Source organism: Streptomyces sp. NBC_01571, assembly GCF_026339875.1.
Classification (GTDB): Bacteria; Actinomycetota; Actinomycetes; order Streptomycetales; family Streptomycetaceae; genus Streptomyces.
In genome coordinates this window covers 5,808,061-5,822,125 of record NZ_JAPEPZ010000001.1, presented here as the reverse complement: position 1 = coordinate 5,822,125, position 14,065 = coordinate 5,808,061, and the positions used below count along the sequence as shown (strand labels likewise).

Genomic DNA, 14,065 nt, shown 5'->3' with positions numbered 1-14,065 from the left:
GCGCGCCCCCACGGACCGACACTGTCAGTGCCCGCAGGTAGATTCGTCCGAAGGCCGGTGTGCCGACCGCACGCGGTGCACGACGGACCCTACCGACGATTGCAGGAGTGATTCGCGTGGATCGTGTCGCGCTGCGCGGCCTCAAGGCTCGCGGACACCACGGTGTCTTCCAGAAGGAACGCGAAGAGGGACAGCCCTTCATCGTGGACCTGTCGCTGGGCCTGGACACCCGATCGGCCGCGGCCGACGACGACCTGACGAAGACCGTGCACTACGGCATCGTGGCGGAGGAGGTCGTGGCCATCGTCGAGGGCGAACCCGTCGATCTCATCGAGACGCTCGCCGAGCGCATCGCCCAGGCCTGCCTGAAGCACGACGGGGTGAGCGAGGTCGAAGTCTGCGTCCACAAACCGGACGCGCCGATCCCGGTCCCCTTCGACGACGTGACCGTCACCATCACCCGGAGCCGAGTATGACTGCGTCCTACACCGAAGGCCAGAGCGACCCGACGGTCCAGCCGGTGCCCGCCTCCGTGGTGGAGCGCGTGGACGCGGCCGACACGACCCTGCAGAACCCGAAGCGGGCGGTCCTCTCGCTCGGCTCGAACCTGGGCAACCGGCTGGAGACCCTGCAGGGCGCCGTCGACGCTCTGGAGGACACCCCCGGCGTCCGCATCAAAGCGGTCTCGCCCGTCTACGAGACGGAGCCGTGGGGCGTCGAGCCGGGCAGCCAGCCGTCGTACCTCAACGCGGTCGTGGTCCTCAAGACCACCCTCCCCCCGTCCTCGCTCCTGGAGCGGGCGCACGCGGTCGAGGAGGCCTTCGACCGGGTACGCGACGAACGCTGGGGCGCCCGCACGATCGACGTGGACATCGTGGCGTACGCCGATGTCGTCTCGGACGACCCGGTCCTGACGCTCCCTCACCCGCACGCCCACGAGCGGGCCTTCGTCCTCGTCCCCTGGCAGGACGTGGAACCCGAGGCCCAGTTGCCCGGACGCGGCCCGGTGGCACAGCTCCTCGCCGGCGTCGGCCAGGACGATGTCACGCCCCGCGCCGACCTGGAACTCCACCTGCCCGAGTAGTCGTTAAGGTCAAGACGACCAGAGGCCGGACGACCGTCCGGGGGCGGGTGACCGAAGGGGCAAAGTGAAAGAGCTGCGGATCAGGACGCTGGCCGCCGTGTTCGTCGTGGCGGGCGTGCTGTCCTGGGCGGGCGCCCGGCTGTGGAACGCGGTGGGGACGCTTCCCCGCGTCCCTCTGGCCGCCCCCATCGTGCTGGCCCTGATCGCCGTCGTGCTGCTGTCCACGGCGCTCTCGCTGCGCGCCCGCCTCAAGGCCCAGCGCGAGCGCCGCCCCGGCGCCAAGGGCGTCGACCCGCTGATGGCGGCCCGCGCGGTCGTCTTCGGCCAGGCGAGCGCCCTGGTCGCCGCCCTGGTGGCGGGCATGTACGGCGGCGCGGGCGCGTTCCTGCTCGAGTCCCTGGAAGTCCCGGCCCTGCGCGACCAGGCCATCTACGCCGGCTTCTCGGTCCTGGCCGGCATCGCCGTCATAGCGGCCGCCTTCTTCCTGGAGCGCGTCTGCAAACTCCCGGAGGACGACGACAACGAACACGGCGGCGCGGCTCCGGTCGCGTGACGCCCGTCCGGCGCCCGCACCGCACAGCGACCCGACCCCCGACGCCGGTGACCGGGCCCTGGCCCGCCCGGAGGGCGTCCGCGCACCGGGAGCACGCCCGGTGTGCGAGGAGCGGGCTCAGCGGGCCATGATCAGGCTCATCGCCTCGTTGCGAGTGGCCGGATCCCGCATCTGGCCGCGCACCGCCGAGGTGATGGTCTTCGCTCCCGGCTTGCGGACCCCGCGCATCGACATGCACATGTGTTCGCACTCCACGACGACGATCACGCCGCGCGGCTCCAGGATCTCCATCAGGGAGTCGGCGATCTGCGTGGTGAGCCGTTCCTGAACCTGCGGACGCCGGGCGTAGACGTCCACGAGCCGGGCCAGCTTCGAGAGCCCCGTGATCTTGCCGTCCGAGGACGGGATGTACCCCACATGGGCCACCCCGACGAACGGGACCAGATGATGCTCACAGCTGCTAAGGACCTCGATGTCCTTCACGAGGACCATCTCGTCGTGCCCGAGGTCAAAAGTGGTCGTCAGCACGTCCTCGGGCCGCTGCCACAGCCCGGCGAATATCTCCCTGTAGGCCCTCGCCACCCGCCCCGGTGTCTCCCGCAGGCCCTCGCGCTCCGGGTCCTCGCCGACCGCGATGAGGAGCTCTCGTACGGCGTTCTCGGCGCGCTTCTCGTCGAATTCGCCGATCGAGCCCTCGCCGTCCAGCGTCACGGGGTCGGTCATGTGGTCCTCGTTCCTGTGCCTCTCGGCGCGTGCGGTTCGACGCGCCGACGTGCGGGCATACCGCAATGCCGCGCCCCCCAGGCTAAAACCTGGGGGGCGCGGCAATCATTCCGGGCCTGCTGAGGCCGCCGGGGAGCTGAGCGGGTCAGCCCTCCGTGCGGTCCTCGGGAGCCGCTTCCTTCGCCGGGACGGATTCCGTCTTGACGATGGACGGCGTCGCGCCGTTCGCCCCGTTCGTCAGTGACAGCTCCTTGGGGGAGAGCACCGGCGGGCGGGTGGACGGGGTGCGGCGGGAGGAGCCGGTCCACGCGGGGCGGGCCGGGCGCTTCACGATGGGAGCGAAGACCTCGGCGATCTGCTCCTTGCTCAGCGTCTCCTTCTCCAGCAGCTGGAGCACCAGCGCGTCCAGAACATCGCGGTTCTCGACCAGGATCTCCCAGGCCTCGTTGTGCGCGTTCTCGATGAGCTTCTTGACCTCTTCGTCGACGAGCGCGGCGACCTCTTCCGAGTAGTCGCGCGGGTGCGACATCTCCCGGCCGAGGAACGGCTCGGTGTTGTCGCCGCCGAACTTGATCGCGCCGAGACGCTCGGTCATGCCGTACTGCGTGACCATCGCGCGGGCCGTTGCGGTGGCCTTCTCGATGTCGTTCGCGGCACCGGTGGTCGGGTCGTGGAAGACGAGCTCCTCGGCCGCGCGGCCGCCCAGCATGTAAGCAAGCTGGTCCAGCATCTCGTTGCGCGTCGTGGAGTACTTGTCCTCGTCCGGCAGGACCATCGTGTAGCCGAGGGCCCGTCCGCGCGACAGGATCGTGATCTTGTGGACCGGGTCGGAGTTCGGAGACGCCGCCGCGACCAGGGCGTGGCCGCCCTCGTGGTACGCGGTGATCTTCTTCTCCTTGTCCGACATGATCCGGGTCCGCTTCTGCGGGCCCGCGACCACACGGTCGATCGCCTCGTCCAGCATGTTGTTGTCGACCAGCTTCTGGTTGCTGCGGGCCGTCAGGAGCGCGGCCTCATTCAGCACGTTGGCCAGGTCGGCACCCGTGAAGCCGGGCGTGCGGCGGGCGACGGCGGACAGGTCGACGTCCGGAGCGACCGGCTTGCCCTTCTGGTGAACCTTGAGGATCTCCAGACGGCCCTGCATGTCCGGGCGGTCGACCGCGATCTGGCGGTCGAAGCGGCCGGGGCGCAGAAGGGCCGGGTCGAGGATGTCGGGCCGGTTCGTGGCGGCGATGAGGATCACGCCGCCCTTCACGTCGAAGCCGTCCATCTCGACGAGCAGCTGGTTCAGCGTCTGCTCGCGCTCGTCGTGACCACCGCCGAGGCCGGCGCCGCGGTGGCGGCCGACCGCGTCGATCTCGTCGACGAAGACGATCGCCGGGGCGTTCGCCTTGGCCTGCTCGAAGAGGTCACGGACCCGGGAGGCACCGACACCGACGAACATCTCGACGAAGTCGGAACCCGAGATCGAGTAGAAGGGAACGCCGGCCTCGCCCGCGACGGCGCGTGCGAGCAGCGTCTTGCCGGTACCGGGAGGCCCGTACAGGAGCACACCCTTGGGGATCTTCGCCCCGACGGCCTGGAACTTCGCCGGCTCCTGCAGGAACTCCTTGATCTCCTGGAGTTCCTCCACCGCCTCGTCCGAACCCGCGACGTCCGAGAACGTCGTCTTCGGGGTGTCCTTGGTGATGAGCTTCGCCTTGGACTTCCCGAAGTTCATGACCCGGGAGCCGCCGCCCTGCATCTGGTTCATCAGGAACAGGAAGACGACGACGATGAGGACGAAGGGAAGCAGCGACAGCAGGATGCCCAGGAACGGGTTCTGCTTGGACGGCGAAACCGTGTAGCCGTCCGGGATCTGCTTGTTCTGGTACTTGTCCTGCAGGGTGTTGGCCAGGGCCACGCCCTGGTCGCCGATGTAGCTCGACTGGATCTTCGAGCTGCCATCGACCTTCTCGCCGTCCTTCAGCGAGACCTTGATGACCTGCTCGTCGCCAGTGGTGATCTTGGCCGACTCGACCTTGTTGTCATTGATCGCCTGGACGACCTGGCCGGTGTCCACTGTCTTGTAGCCGCCGGACGAGCCGACGACCTGCATCAACACGACCACGGCAAGGACGGCCAGCACGATCCACATGACCGGCCCACGGAAGTATCGCTTCACGTCCATCCATACGGAGCGGAGCCGCCCCGTCCCTCCTGCCATAGTGAGTTTGATAAAGACTTAGAAAGACTGTTCTTCGGACGGTACCCCAGCATTGTCACCCGAAGCCGCAGGGGACGACTGACAATCCCGCCCACGCATGCTCCAACGGCGCGAAACCCGCTGGGGTTCCCGATCGTCTTACGAAGACCGGGACTCGGGGGTTCAGCCGCCGTAGACGTGAGGCGCGAGCGTACCGACGAACGGGAGGTTGCGGTACTTCTCGGCGTAGTCCAGGCCGTACCCGACCACGAACTCGTTCGGGATGTCGAAGCCGACCCACTCCACGTCGATCGCGACCTTGGCCGCCTCCGGCTTGCGCAGCAGCGTGCACACCTTGAGGGAGGCCGGCTCGCGGGAGCCGAGGTTGGAGATCAGCCAGGACAGGGTCAGCCCGGAGTCGATGATGTCCTCGACGATCAGGACGTGCTTGCCCTTGATGTCGGTGTCGAGGTCCTTGAGGATCCGCACCACACCGGAGGACTGGGTGCCCGCGCCGTACGAGGACACCGCCATCCAGTCCATGGTGACGGGGGTGGACAGCGCGCGCGCGAGGTCCGCCATGACCATGACGGCACCCTTGAGCACCCCCACGATCAGCAGGTCCTTGCCCGCGTACTCCGCGTCGACCTTCGCGGCCAGCTCGACCAGCTTCGCGTCGATCTCTTCCTTGGTGATGAGCACCGACTTGAGGTCGGTGCCCATGTCTTTCGCGTCCACCCGCATCACTTTCGGTCGTCCCACCGGCTGTCACGGCCCTCTCCGGAGGGGGCGCGTTTCAGCTTTGCCGAATCACCAGTCTGCCACCCTGCCGCTGCGCGACGACTTTGCCCGGGAGATTGATGACTCCCTGACCGCGCCAGCCGGTGATCAGCCGGTCGACTTCCTCGATGTGGCGGGCGAACAGCGAACCGGCCGGGGCACCCGCCTCGATGGCGGCCCGGCGCAGGATGCGGCGGCGTACGGCGGGCGGCAGGGCGTACAGCTTGGCGCACTCCAGCAGGCCCGCGGTGTCCCGCACGGAGGCCTCGGCCTGACGGGCCCAGGCGTCGAGGGCGTCGGCGTCGTCACGGGAGAGCTGGGCCGTACGGGCGAGGGCTCCGACCACCCCTTTGCCCAGCGCCTTCTCCAGGGCGGGCAGACCCTCGTGGCGCAGTCGCGAGCGGGTGTAGGCCGGGTCGGCGTTGTGCGGGTCGTCCCAGACGGGCAGCGACTGGACCATGCAGGCCTTGCGCGCGGTCTGCCGGTCGAGGTGCAGGAACGGGCGCCGGTAACGGCCGCCGGCCCCCGAGACCTCGGCCATGCCGGACAGGGAGCGGATGCCGGAGCCGCGGGCGAGGCCCAGCAGAACCGTCTCGGCCTGGTCGTCGCGCGTGTGTCCGAGGAGGATCGCGGCGGCGCCGTGGCGCTCTGCGGCGGCGTCCAGGGCGGCGTACCGGGCGTCGCGGGCGGCGGCCTCGGGGCCACCGTCGCGGCCGACGGTCACGGCGAGGGACTCGACGGGCGCCATGCCCAGCTCGACGAGGCGTCCGACCACGTCGTCGGCGCGCAGATCGGAGCCGGACTGCAGACCGTGGTCCACGGTGATGCCGCCGGCGCGGACACCGAGTTTGGGGGCTTCGAAGGCGAGCGCGGAGGCGAGCGCCATGGAGTCGGCGCCGCCGGAGCAGGCGACCAGAACGAGCGGGCCGAGCGGGCCGAGCGGGGAGGACCCGCCTGGGGGTCGGGTGTGGTCGATGAGGATGTCGTGGAGTACGCGGCGGACCGCCAGGCGTATCGCCGCGACCGCAGGATGGGGACCCATGTCCGGTTCCCTTCATGAAGTTTTCGGGGGGTGAGCCCGAGTTTCGGTCACTCAGAGTGTGTCGATGGTGACAGAAACAGGCCGTTCCCCGAGCATTGCACGCCTACGCATGGCCCACGGTCCCTCGGACGGGTGATTGGAGGGGCGTTCACCTGCCGTCGGCCGGATTCGTTTCACGACCTTGCCGTAGGGTTCACGACTCCGTCTTGCGGTGCACCCGCGCGACCCAGTCCGCCGGTTTGGCGATCTCCGTCTTGGTCGGGAGCGTGTTCGGGGAAGTCCACACGCGGTTGAACCCGTCCATGCCCACCTGTTCGACGACCGCGCGCACGAACCGTTCGCCGTCCCTGTACTGCTTCAGTTTGGCGTCCAGACCCAGCAGCTTGCGCAGGGCGAGGTCCAGGCGCGAGGCACCCTTGGCCCGGCGCTGCTGGAACTTCTCGCGGATCTCCCCGACGGACGCGACCACGTCCGGGCCCACGCCGTCCATGACGAAGTCCGCGTGCCCCTCCAGGAGCGACATCACGGCCGTCAGCCGGGCCAGGATCTCCCGCTGGGCGGGCGTCTGCACGATCTCGACCAGTGAGCGGCCCTCGTCCTCCTCGCCCTCGGGCCGCCCGCCCGCGAGCGACTGCGCCGCCTCCCTGATGCGCTCCAGGACCGTCATGGGGTCGACCTCGGTCTCGGCCAAGAAAGACTGGATTTCGCCCTCCAGGTGGTCGCGCAGCCAGGGCACGGCCGAGAACTGGGTGCGGTGGGTCTCCTCGTGCAGACACACCCAGAGGCGGAAGTCGTGGGGCTCCACGTCGAGTTCGCGCTCCACGTGGACGATGTTCGGCGCGACCAGCAGGAGCCTGCCGCCGCCGTTCTCCCCGGCGGGCAGCTCGCGGGTCGCGGGGGCGAAGGTCTCGTACTGGCCTAGGACCCGCGACGACAGGAACGACAGCAGCATGCCCAGCTCCACGCCGGTCACCTTGCCGCCGACGGCGCCGAGGACGGCTCCGCCCGGGCCGCTCGCCCGGCGTTCCTGCATCTTGTCCAGCAGGGGCTTGAGGACCTCCCGGAACCCGGCGACGTTCGCCCGCACCCAACCGGGTCGGTCGACCACGAGTACGGGGGTGTCGTGGAGGTCCTCCGTGCCCATCCGCGTGAAGCCCCGGACGTGCGCCTCCGAGGCCTTCGCGTGCCTGCGCAGCTCCGCGACGACCTCCCGGGCCTCGTCGCGGCTCACGTCGGGGCCAGGCCGCACGAGCCGGGTCGCGGTCGCCACCGCGAGATTCCAGTCGACCATCTCGGCACCACCGATGCTCGTCATGCGTCAACCGTACGTGAGGGGATCCGGCTGCGGTTAGGGGTACGGCGCCGGATGAGTCCCCCGCCCGGGGCTGCTGGGGCTCGTGCGGCTGCGGGGGCCAGGACCCGTCGGCGCGTCCGGCGGGGCCCGGTCCGGGTCCGCGGGCCCACGTCGGATCGGCGCCGTCGCGGCACCGGGTCGGGTCCTGGCCCTTCGCGCCGGCCGGGTCCTGACCCTTCGAGCCGGCCGCGTCCGGACACGGCCTAGCGGCAGCCGCAGCCCGCCAGTGTCGAGGCCGTGTCGTCCAGGGCCGCCTGCGCCGCCATGGGATCGGACGTGCCGGAGGCCAGGAAGGCGAAGGCCAGCAGCCGGCCGTCCGCGTCGACGACCGTGCCCGCCAGGGTGTTCACCCCGGTCAGGGTGCCGGTCTTGGCGCGTACGACACCGGGTCCGGAGGAGTCGTCGGTGTAGCGGTCGCTGAGGGTGCCCGTGAAGCCAGCGACCGGGAGGCCGGTCAGGACCGGGCGCAGCTCGGGCCGGGCAGGGTCGCCGGCCTTCACCAGGAGGGCGGTGAGCAGGTCCGCCGTCAGCCGGTCGTCGCGGTTCAGGCCGCTGCCGTCCGTGAAGTGCGCCCCGGACAGCGGGAGTCCGAGCTTCCGCAGCTGCGCGTCGATCGCCCCGGCGCCGCCGCCGAAGCTCGGCTGCCGTCCCGTGGCGACGGCGACCTGACGCGCCATGGCCTCCGCGATGTCGTTGTCGCTGTTCGTCAACATCCGCTCCACGAGGGCGGACAGGGGTGGCGAGGAGACCGAGGCGAGGGCCTGCGAGCCGCTGGTGGCTCGCGACGGGCCGGGGGACGTGGTGTCGATGCCCTTGGCCCGCAGCAGGTCCGCGAACGTGCCGGCGGCGTCCGCCGCCGGGTCCGCGGTGCGTTCGGCCGGGCCGCTGGTGGAGGCGTCGGTGCGCCCCTCGTCGGCCGTCAGGGCGCTGACCGGCGCGAGGTTGGGGTTGGGACCGATGGGATGCACGGCGGGACCGGAGTAGAGCGAGGTGTCGTACGAGAGCGTCACCTGGTCCAGGTGACGGGCCTTCAGCGCTTTCGCCGTGTCGTCGGCGAGGGTGCGCAGGCTCGCCCACTCCCCGGCGTCCTTGCGGGCGGTCAGCGTCGGGTCGCCGCCGCCGACGAGGACGACCTCCTTGGTGCCGGGTTCCAGCACCGTGCGGGTGGTGAGGCGGTGGTCGGCGCCCGCGGCGGAGAGCACGGCGACGGCGGTGGCGATCTTGGTGGTGGAGGCCGGGGTCTGCGCCGTGGCTGCCTCCTTGCCGTACAGCCGCCTGCCGGTCGCGACGTCGACGACCACGGCCGTGCGCCGGGCGCCGAGCGCGGGCACGCCCAAGAGCCGGTCGAGGGTGGCCGCGAGGGCCTTGCCGTCCGGCGCGGGCGCCGCGGACGTGACACTGCCGAGGCCGGTGAGCACGGACGCGGCGCTGGGCGCGGGTGCCGGCGACGTAGGGGACGTATCGGCGTTCCGCCCGTGATCTGCGCCACCCTGCTGGTCCCGCGATGCGGCCCAGTCGCGCTCCGCCGTACGCTGACCGGTGGAGTCCCAGGGACCGGCCACGGCCACCGCCCCGGCCGCGAGCGCCAGGCCCGCGGTGGCGGCCACGGCCGTGAGCTGCGGGGCCGTGATCCTCCCGGAGCGCGGCCGCACGGCTTGAGCGACCCGCACCAGCTGCGGACGTACGGACTGCGCGACCCGCCTCACCCGCGGTCGCGCGGCCCGCGCGACCCGCAGCACATGCGGTCTCGCGGCCCGCCAAGCCCTCAGCTCTGGCACGACCACCAGCCCCTTTCGCGATCACACACCTGCGTGAGGGACACTTAATCACCAGAACTATGTGTTGATCATGGAGGAGCCACCGGTGGAGTTCGACGTCACGATCGAGATTCCGAAGGGTTCGCGGAACAAGTACGAGGTGGACCACGAGACCGGTCGGATCCGCCTGGACCGTCGACTCTTCACCTCGACCAGCTACCCGGCCGACTACGGCTTCGTCGAGAACACCCTCGGCGAGGACGGCGACCCGCTGGACGCGCTGGTCATCCTGGACGAGCCGACCTTCCCGGGCTGCCTCATCCAGTGCCGCACGATCGGCATGTTCCGTATGACGGACGAGGCCGGCGGCGACGACAAGCTGCTGTGCGTCCCGGCGCACGACCCGCGGGTGGAGCACCTGCGCGACATCCACCACGTGTCGGAGTTCGACCGCCTGGAGATCCAGCACTTCTTCGAGGTCTACAAGGACCTGGAGCCCGGCAAGTCCGTCGAGGGCGCGAACTGGGTGGGCCGCACGGAGGCCGAGGCCGAGATCGAGCGTTCCTACAAGCGACTCAAGGAGCAGGGCGGTCACTGATCCCTCCTGAGATCCGCGGGCCGCGCCACCCCTGCGGGGGTGGCGCGGCCCGTTCGTGCATCAGTGCGCATACTGGGGCGTACTGGACCTGTGCAGTCGGGAGCAGTGGGTGACGGAAGCGGAGGACCGCAAACCGCAGTCGGACGAGGCGAGGAGCGCCTTCGTCCAACCGGACGGCGTGGCGCAGGCGGTCGAGGACGAGTCGGGGACCACGTCGGAGTTCGCGATCCCCAGGGGGCTGGCGCCGCCGGAGCCGGCGGGGGCGGACTCCGAGGGGTCTGCGTTCAGCACGCCGCGCACCTACAGCGCACGGCACGCGCCGCCGGCCTTCACACCGGCGACCGGCGTCCCCGTCGTCAGTCTGACCAAGGACGTGCCCTGGCAGGACCGGATGCGCACGATGCTGCGCATGCCCGTGGCCGAGCGCCCGGCACCCGAGCTGGTGCACAAGGAGGACGAGTCGGGGCCCGCCGTCCCGCGCGTGCTCGACCTGACGCTGCGTATCGGCGAGCTGCTGCTCGCGGGCGGCGAGGGCGCCGAGGACGTGGAGGCGGCCATGTTCGCCGTCTGCCGCTCCTACGGCCTGGACCGCTGCGAGCCGAACGTCACCTTCACGCTGCTGTCGATCTCGCACCAGCCGTCCCTGGTGGACGATCCCGTGACGGCCTCACGGACGGTACGCCGCCGGGGCACCGACTACACACGCCTGGCGGCCGTCTACCGGCTCGTCGACGACCTGAGCGACACCGAGACCGGCATCTCCCTGGAGGACGCCTACCGGCGGCTCGCCGAGATGCGACGCAACCGGCACCCGTATCCCGGCTGGGTGCTGACCGGCTCCAGCGGGCTGCTCGCGGGCGCCGCCTCGGTGCTCGTCGGCGGTGACGCCGTGGTGTTCGTCGCCGCGGCGCTCGGCGCGATGCTCGGTGACCGGCTCGCGTGGCTGTGCGCCGGGCGCGGGCTGCCGGAGTTCTACCAGTTCACGGTGGCCGCGATGCCGCCGGCCGCGATCGGGGTCGCGCTCCAGCTGGCGCACGTCGACGTGAAGGCGTCCGCGGTGATCACCGGTGGGCTCTTCGCGCTGCTGCCCGGACGGGCGCTCGTCGCCGGCGTGCAGGACGGGCTGACCGGCTTCTACATCACCGCGTCCGCGCGCCTGCTGGAGGTCATGTACCTCTTCGTGGGCATCGTCGTCGGTGTCCTGGTGGTGCTGTATTTCGGCGTGAAGTTCGACGCCCAGCTCAACCCGGACCAGTCCCTGAGCATCTCCGAGCGGCCCCTGGTGCAGATCGCCGCGTCCATGCTGCTGTCGCTGACCTTCGCGGTCCTGCTCCAGCAGGAACGGTCCACCGTCCTCGCGGTCACCCTCAACGGCGGGGTGGCCTGGTCGGTCTACGGGGCGATGCACTACCCGGGCGGCATCTCACCGGTGGCCTCGACGGCCGTCGCGGCGGGCCTGGTCGGTCTCTTCGGGCAGCTTCTGTCCCGCTACCGCTTCGCCTCCGCGCTGCCGTACACGACCGCCGCGATCGGGCCCCTGCTGCCGGGTTCGGCCACCTACTTCGGGCTGCTGTCCATCGCCCAGAACAACGTCGACAAGGGGCTGGTGTCCCTCACCAAGGCCGCCGCGCTCGCGATGGCCATCGCGATCGGGGTGAACCTGGGGTCGGAGATCTCCCGGCTGTTCCTGCGGGTGCCCGGCGGCTCCGCCGCGGGGCGGCGGGCCGCCAAGCGGACCAGGGGCTTCTGAGTCCCCAGGACCCCTTCGGGGGCGCGGTGTGCCGGGCTCAGCCCTGCGGGTAGCCCTGGTGATACGGGTTCTGCTGCGCGTCGTACGGCTGCTGCGGGTAGCCCTGCGGGGACTGCTGGGGCGGATAGGCCTGGCCCTGATCATGGTTCTGGCCCTGACCCTGGCCGTAACCCTGGCCGTGGTTCTGACCGTGGCCCTGGTCGCGGTGCTGGCCGTAGTTCTGGTCGTGGCCCTGGTAGTAGCCCTGGTCCTGGTTGCCGTACGGCTGCTGGGGCTGCTGCTGCGGGTATCGCCGGCCCTGGCCGTAGGGGTCCTGTTGCTGCGGGTATCCCTGGCCCTGGGCGTACTGGTCCTGCTGGTGCCGCCCCGGCTGTCGGCCGCCCTGCTGGTACGGGTCCTGCTGGTACGGGTCCTGCTGCTGGTACGGGTCCTGGCCCTGCTGCGGCTGGTGCATCCGCAGCGGCCGCGTGGCGTCGTCCATGACGGGGGCCGTGGGCTGCTGCTGGTACGCGGCCGGGCCCTGGGGGGCCTCCGGCTCCGGCGGGTTCTTCCTGGCCTTGGAGCGCGCCCGCAGGAACTCGATGGCGATCGGGACCACCGAGACGAGGACGATCAGGATCAGGATCGCCTCGATGTTGTCCTTGACGACGGCGATGTTGCCGAGCCAGGAGCCGAGCAGGGTGACGCCCGCGCCCCACAGGACGCCACCGATGATGTTGAAGGTGATGAAGGAGCGGTACCGCATGCCGCTGACGCCCGCGATGATCGGCGTGAACGTCCGCACGATCGGCACGAAGCGGGCCAGGACCAGGGACTTGGGGCCGTACTTCTCGAAGAACTCGTGGGCCTTGACCACGTTCTCCTGCTTGAAGAGGCGGGAGTCCGGGCGGGTGAAGAGCGAGGGGCCGACCTTCTTGCCGAAGAGGTAACCCGCCTGGTCGCCGAGGATCGCGGCGACGCAGATCAGGGCGACGGCTCCCCACAGGGGGAAGTCCAGCCGGTGCGACGTGATCAGCAGACCGCAGGTGAACAGCAGCGAGTCGCCCGGCAGGAAGAAGCCGATGAGCAGGCCGGACTCCGCGAAGACGACGAGAAGGAGGCCCCAGATGCCGAAGTTGTCCAGGAGCGTGTTCGGATCCAGCCAGCTTGGACCGAGGGCGAGCGTCGTCACGGTTCCGGGCTCCTGAGGGGTGAAGGAAGAGGCGGCGTCCTGGTACGGCGGTCAAAGCTATCAACGCATTGTGTCCACGCCAGGTTCCACGGATGTCCCCAGCATGCACTGTGGTCCCACTGGCACAAAGCTGTGAGCCACGGGGACCGGAGAACACGGCCGCGGCCGGGGACCCGCGGGACAGGCGCCGTCAGCCTCCGTGCCGCGTGACGTTCGCCGCGATCGCCCCCTTCAGGTGCTCGGCCAGTCCCGGGCGCATGGAGTCGTAGAACTCCTTGAACCGCTCGTCGGCCACGTACATCTCGCCGAGACCCCGATGCGTCTCGTACGAGCAGGCGTAGAACCACCGGGTGATGTGGAGCCGGTGCTCCTCGGCCATGTCCATGGCGCGCTCGCCGGTCGCGGGCTCACCGGCCTCCATGAGGGCGTCGTAACGCTCGCCCCAGGAAGCCACCTCGGCCTGCATGCGCTTCCAGTCGTCCTTGGTGTAGCGGGCGGCGCGGCGCTGCGACTCGGCGTACGCCTCGGTGCCTCCCCAGCGCTGCTCGGCCTCCTCGGCGTGCGCCTCGGGGTCCTTGTCCCCGAAGACCTCGAACTTCTCCTCGGGCGTGAGATCTATGCCCATCGTGCGTGCCTCCATGGCGTGCTCCACGGCCGCGGCCATCTTCTGCAGTTTCTCGATCCGGGCGGTCAGCAGGTCGTGCCGGCGGCGCAGATGCGCGCGCGGGTCCGCTTCCGGGTCGTCGAGCAGGGCCGCGACCTCGTCGAGCGGGAAGCCGAGCTCCCGGTAGAACAGGATCTGCTGCAGCCGGTCGAGGTCGGTGTCGCCGTAGCGCCGGTGCCCCGCGTGGCTGCGCCCGCTCGGCACGAGCAGGCCGATCTCGTCGTAGTGGTGCAGGGTGCGCACCGTGACCCCGGCGAAACCGGCGACCTGGCCCACCGAATAGCTCACTTCCGCTCCTTCCTCCGTACGCCTTCAGCCTGGCCCCTGACGTCACGTGAGGTGCAAGCGGGGATTCCGCGCGACGCCACTCCGGATGTGGTGCCCGGTTTGCCCGCTTAGGGTGA

General features: G+C 70.4%; 13 protein-coding genes. 5 read left to right on the top strand and 8 right to left on the bottom strand.

Annotated elements, in window-relative coordinates; translation table 11 throughout:
- Nucleotides 1-116 precede the first annotated feature (116 nt).
- The 3 genes from folB (at nt 117) to OHB41_RS26315 (ending at nt 1,637) form a co-directional block, all read left to right on the top strand.
- Nucleotides 117-476 carry a dihydroneopterin aldolase gene (gene folB / locus OHB41_RS26325; RefSeq protein WP_266700636.1) on the top strand — a complete coding sequence of 120 codons (360 nt, stop codon included), beginning with the start codon at nt 117-119 and terminating at the stop codon, nt 474-476.
- The gene (folK, locus tag OHB41_RS26320) at nt 473-1,084 is read left to right on the top strand and encodes a 2-amino-4-hydroxy-6-hydroxymethyldihydropteridine diphosphokinase (RefSeq protein ID WP_266700635.1); all 612 of its coding nucleotides are present in this window, start codon (nt 473-475) and stop codon (nt 1,082-1,084) included. Before folB ends, folK begins: the two co-directional genes overlap by 4 nt.
- Before the next feature lie 64 nt (nt 1,085-1,148).
- A complete protein-coding gene (locus OHB41_RS26315; protein ID WP_266700634.1) occupies nt 1,149-1,637 on the top strand; it encodes a DUF3180 domain-containing protein in 489 nt (162 codons plus the stop codon).
- Between the two features lie 117 nt (nt 1,638-1,754).
- On the opposite strand, the gene folE is transcribed toward OHB41_RS26315, so the two are convergent.
- From folE to dacB, 6 genes are all read right to left on the bottom strand, one after another.
- Nucleotides 1,755-2,360 carry a GTP cyclohydrolase I FolE gene (folE, locus tag OHB41_RS26310; protein WP_168529315.1) on the bottom strand — a complete coding sequence of 202 codons (606 nt, stop codon included), beginning with the start codon at nt 2,358-2,360 and terminating at the stop codon, nt 1,755-1,757.
- A gap of 145 nt (nt 2,361-2,505) precedes the next feature.
- Complete coding sequence (gene ftsH / locus OHB41_RS26305; RefSeq protein ID WP_266700633.1) at nt 2,506-4,530, bottom strand: ATP-dependent zinc metalloprotease FtsH; 2,025 nt, start codon at nt 4,528-4,530, stop codon at nt 2,506-2,508.
- Nucleotides 4,531-4,728: 198 nt separating this feature from the next.
- Nucleotides 4,729-5,289, bottom strand: a complete 561-nt coding sequence (gene hpt / locus OHB41_RS26300; RefSeq protein WP_266706139.1) for a hypoxanthine phosphoribosyltransferase — start codon at nt 5,287-5,289, stop codon at nt 4,729-4,731.
- A 52-nt stretch (nt 5,290-5,341) separates the two neighbouring features.
- On the bottom strand, nt 5,342-6,367 hold the full coding sequence (gene tilS, locus OHB41_RS26295) for a tRNA lysidine(34) synthetase TilS (RefSeq protein WP_266700632.1): 1,026 nt from the start codon (nt 6,365-6,367) through the stop codon (nt 5,342-5,344).
- A gap of 193 nt (nt 6,368-6,560) precedes the next feature.
- Nucleotides 6,561-7,682 (bottom strand): Rv3626c family coenzyme F420 biosynthesis-associated protein, encoded by a 1,122-nt coding sequence (locus tag OHB41_RS26290; protein ID WP_266700631.1) that lies wholly within the window; start codon nt 7,680-7,682, stop codon nt 6,561-6,563.
- A gap of 242 nt (nt 7,683-7,924) precedes the next feature.
- Complete coding sequence (dacB, locus tag OHB41_RS26285; RefSeq protein WP_266700630.1) at nt 7,925-9,505, bottom strand: D-alanyl-D-alanine carboxypeptidase/D-alanyl-D-alanine endopeptidase; 1,581 nt, start codon at nt 9,503-9,505, stop codon at nt 7,925-7,927.
- Nucleotides 9,506-9,584: 79 nt separating this feature from the next.
- On the opposite strand from dacB, the gene OHB41_RS26280 reads away from it, so the two are divergent.
- A complete protein-coding gene (locus OHB41_RS26280) occupies nt 9,585-10,076 on the top strand; it encodes an inorganic diphosphatase (protein ID WP_168529311.1) in 492 nt (163 codons plus the stop codon).
- A gap of 109 nt (nt 10,077-10,185) precedes the next feature.
- Nucleotides 10,186-11,826: a threonine/serine exporter family protein gene (locus OHB41_RS26275; RefSeq protein WP_266700629.1), complete on the top strand. Its 1,641-nt coding sequence runs from the start codon at nt 10,186-10,188 to the stop codon at nt 11,824-11,826.
- A gap of 37 nt (nt 11,827-11,863) precedes the next feature.
- Here the strand turns inward: OHB41_RS26275 and OHB41_RS26270 are convergent, their stop codons facing one another.
- On the bottom strand, nt 11,864-12,997 hold the full coding sequence (locus tag OHB41_RS26270) for a DedA family protein (protein WP_266700628.1): 1,134 nt from the start codon (nt 12,995-12,997) through the stop codon (nt 11,864-11,866).
- A gap of 190 nt (nt 12,998-13,187) precedes the next feature.
- Nucleotides 13,188-13,949, bottom strand: coding sequence for a MerR family transcriptional regulator (locus tag OHB41_RS26265; RefSeq protein WP_266700627.1), 762 nt, complete (start codon nt 13,947-13,949; stop codon nt 13,188-13,190).
- Between the last annotated feature and the right edge of the window lie 116 nt (nt 13,950-14,065).

Excerpts from the sequence above, each read along its gene's own strand:
- folK (WP_266700635.1), top strand. The coding sequence starts at position 473 with ATGACTGCGTCCTACACCGAAGGCCAGAGCGACCCGACGGTCCAGCCG.
- folE (WP_168529315.1), bottom strand. The coding sequence starts at position 2,360 with ATGACCGACCCCGTGACGCTGGACGGCGAGGGCTCGATCGGCGAATTC.
- ftsH (WP_266700633.1), bottom strand. The coding sequence starts at position 4,530 with ATGGACGTGAAGCGATACTTCCGTGGGCCGGTCATGTGGATCGTGCTG.
- hpt (WP_266706139.1), bottom strand. The coding sequence starts at position 5,289 with ATGCGGGTGGACGCGAAAGACATGGGCACCGACCTCAAGTCGGTGCTC.
- tilS (WP_266700632.1), bottom strand. The coding sequence starts at position 6,367 with ATGGGTCCCCATCCTGCGGTCGCGGCGATACGCCTGGCGGTCCGCCGC.
- OHB41_RS26290 (WP_266700631.1), bottom strand. The coding sequence starts at position 7,682 with ATGACGAGCATCGGTGGTGCCGAGATGGTCGACTGGAATCTCGCGGTG.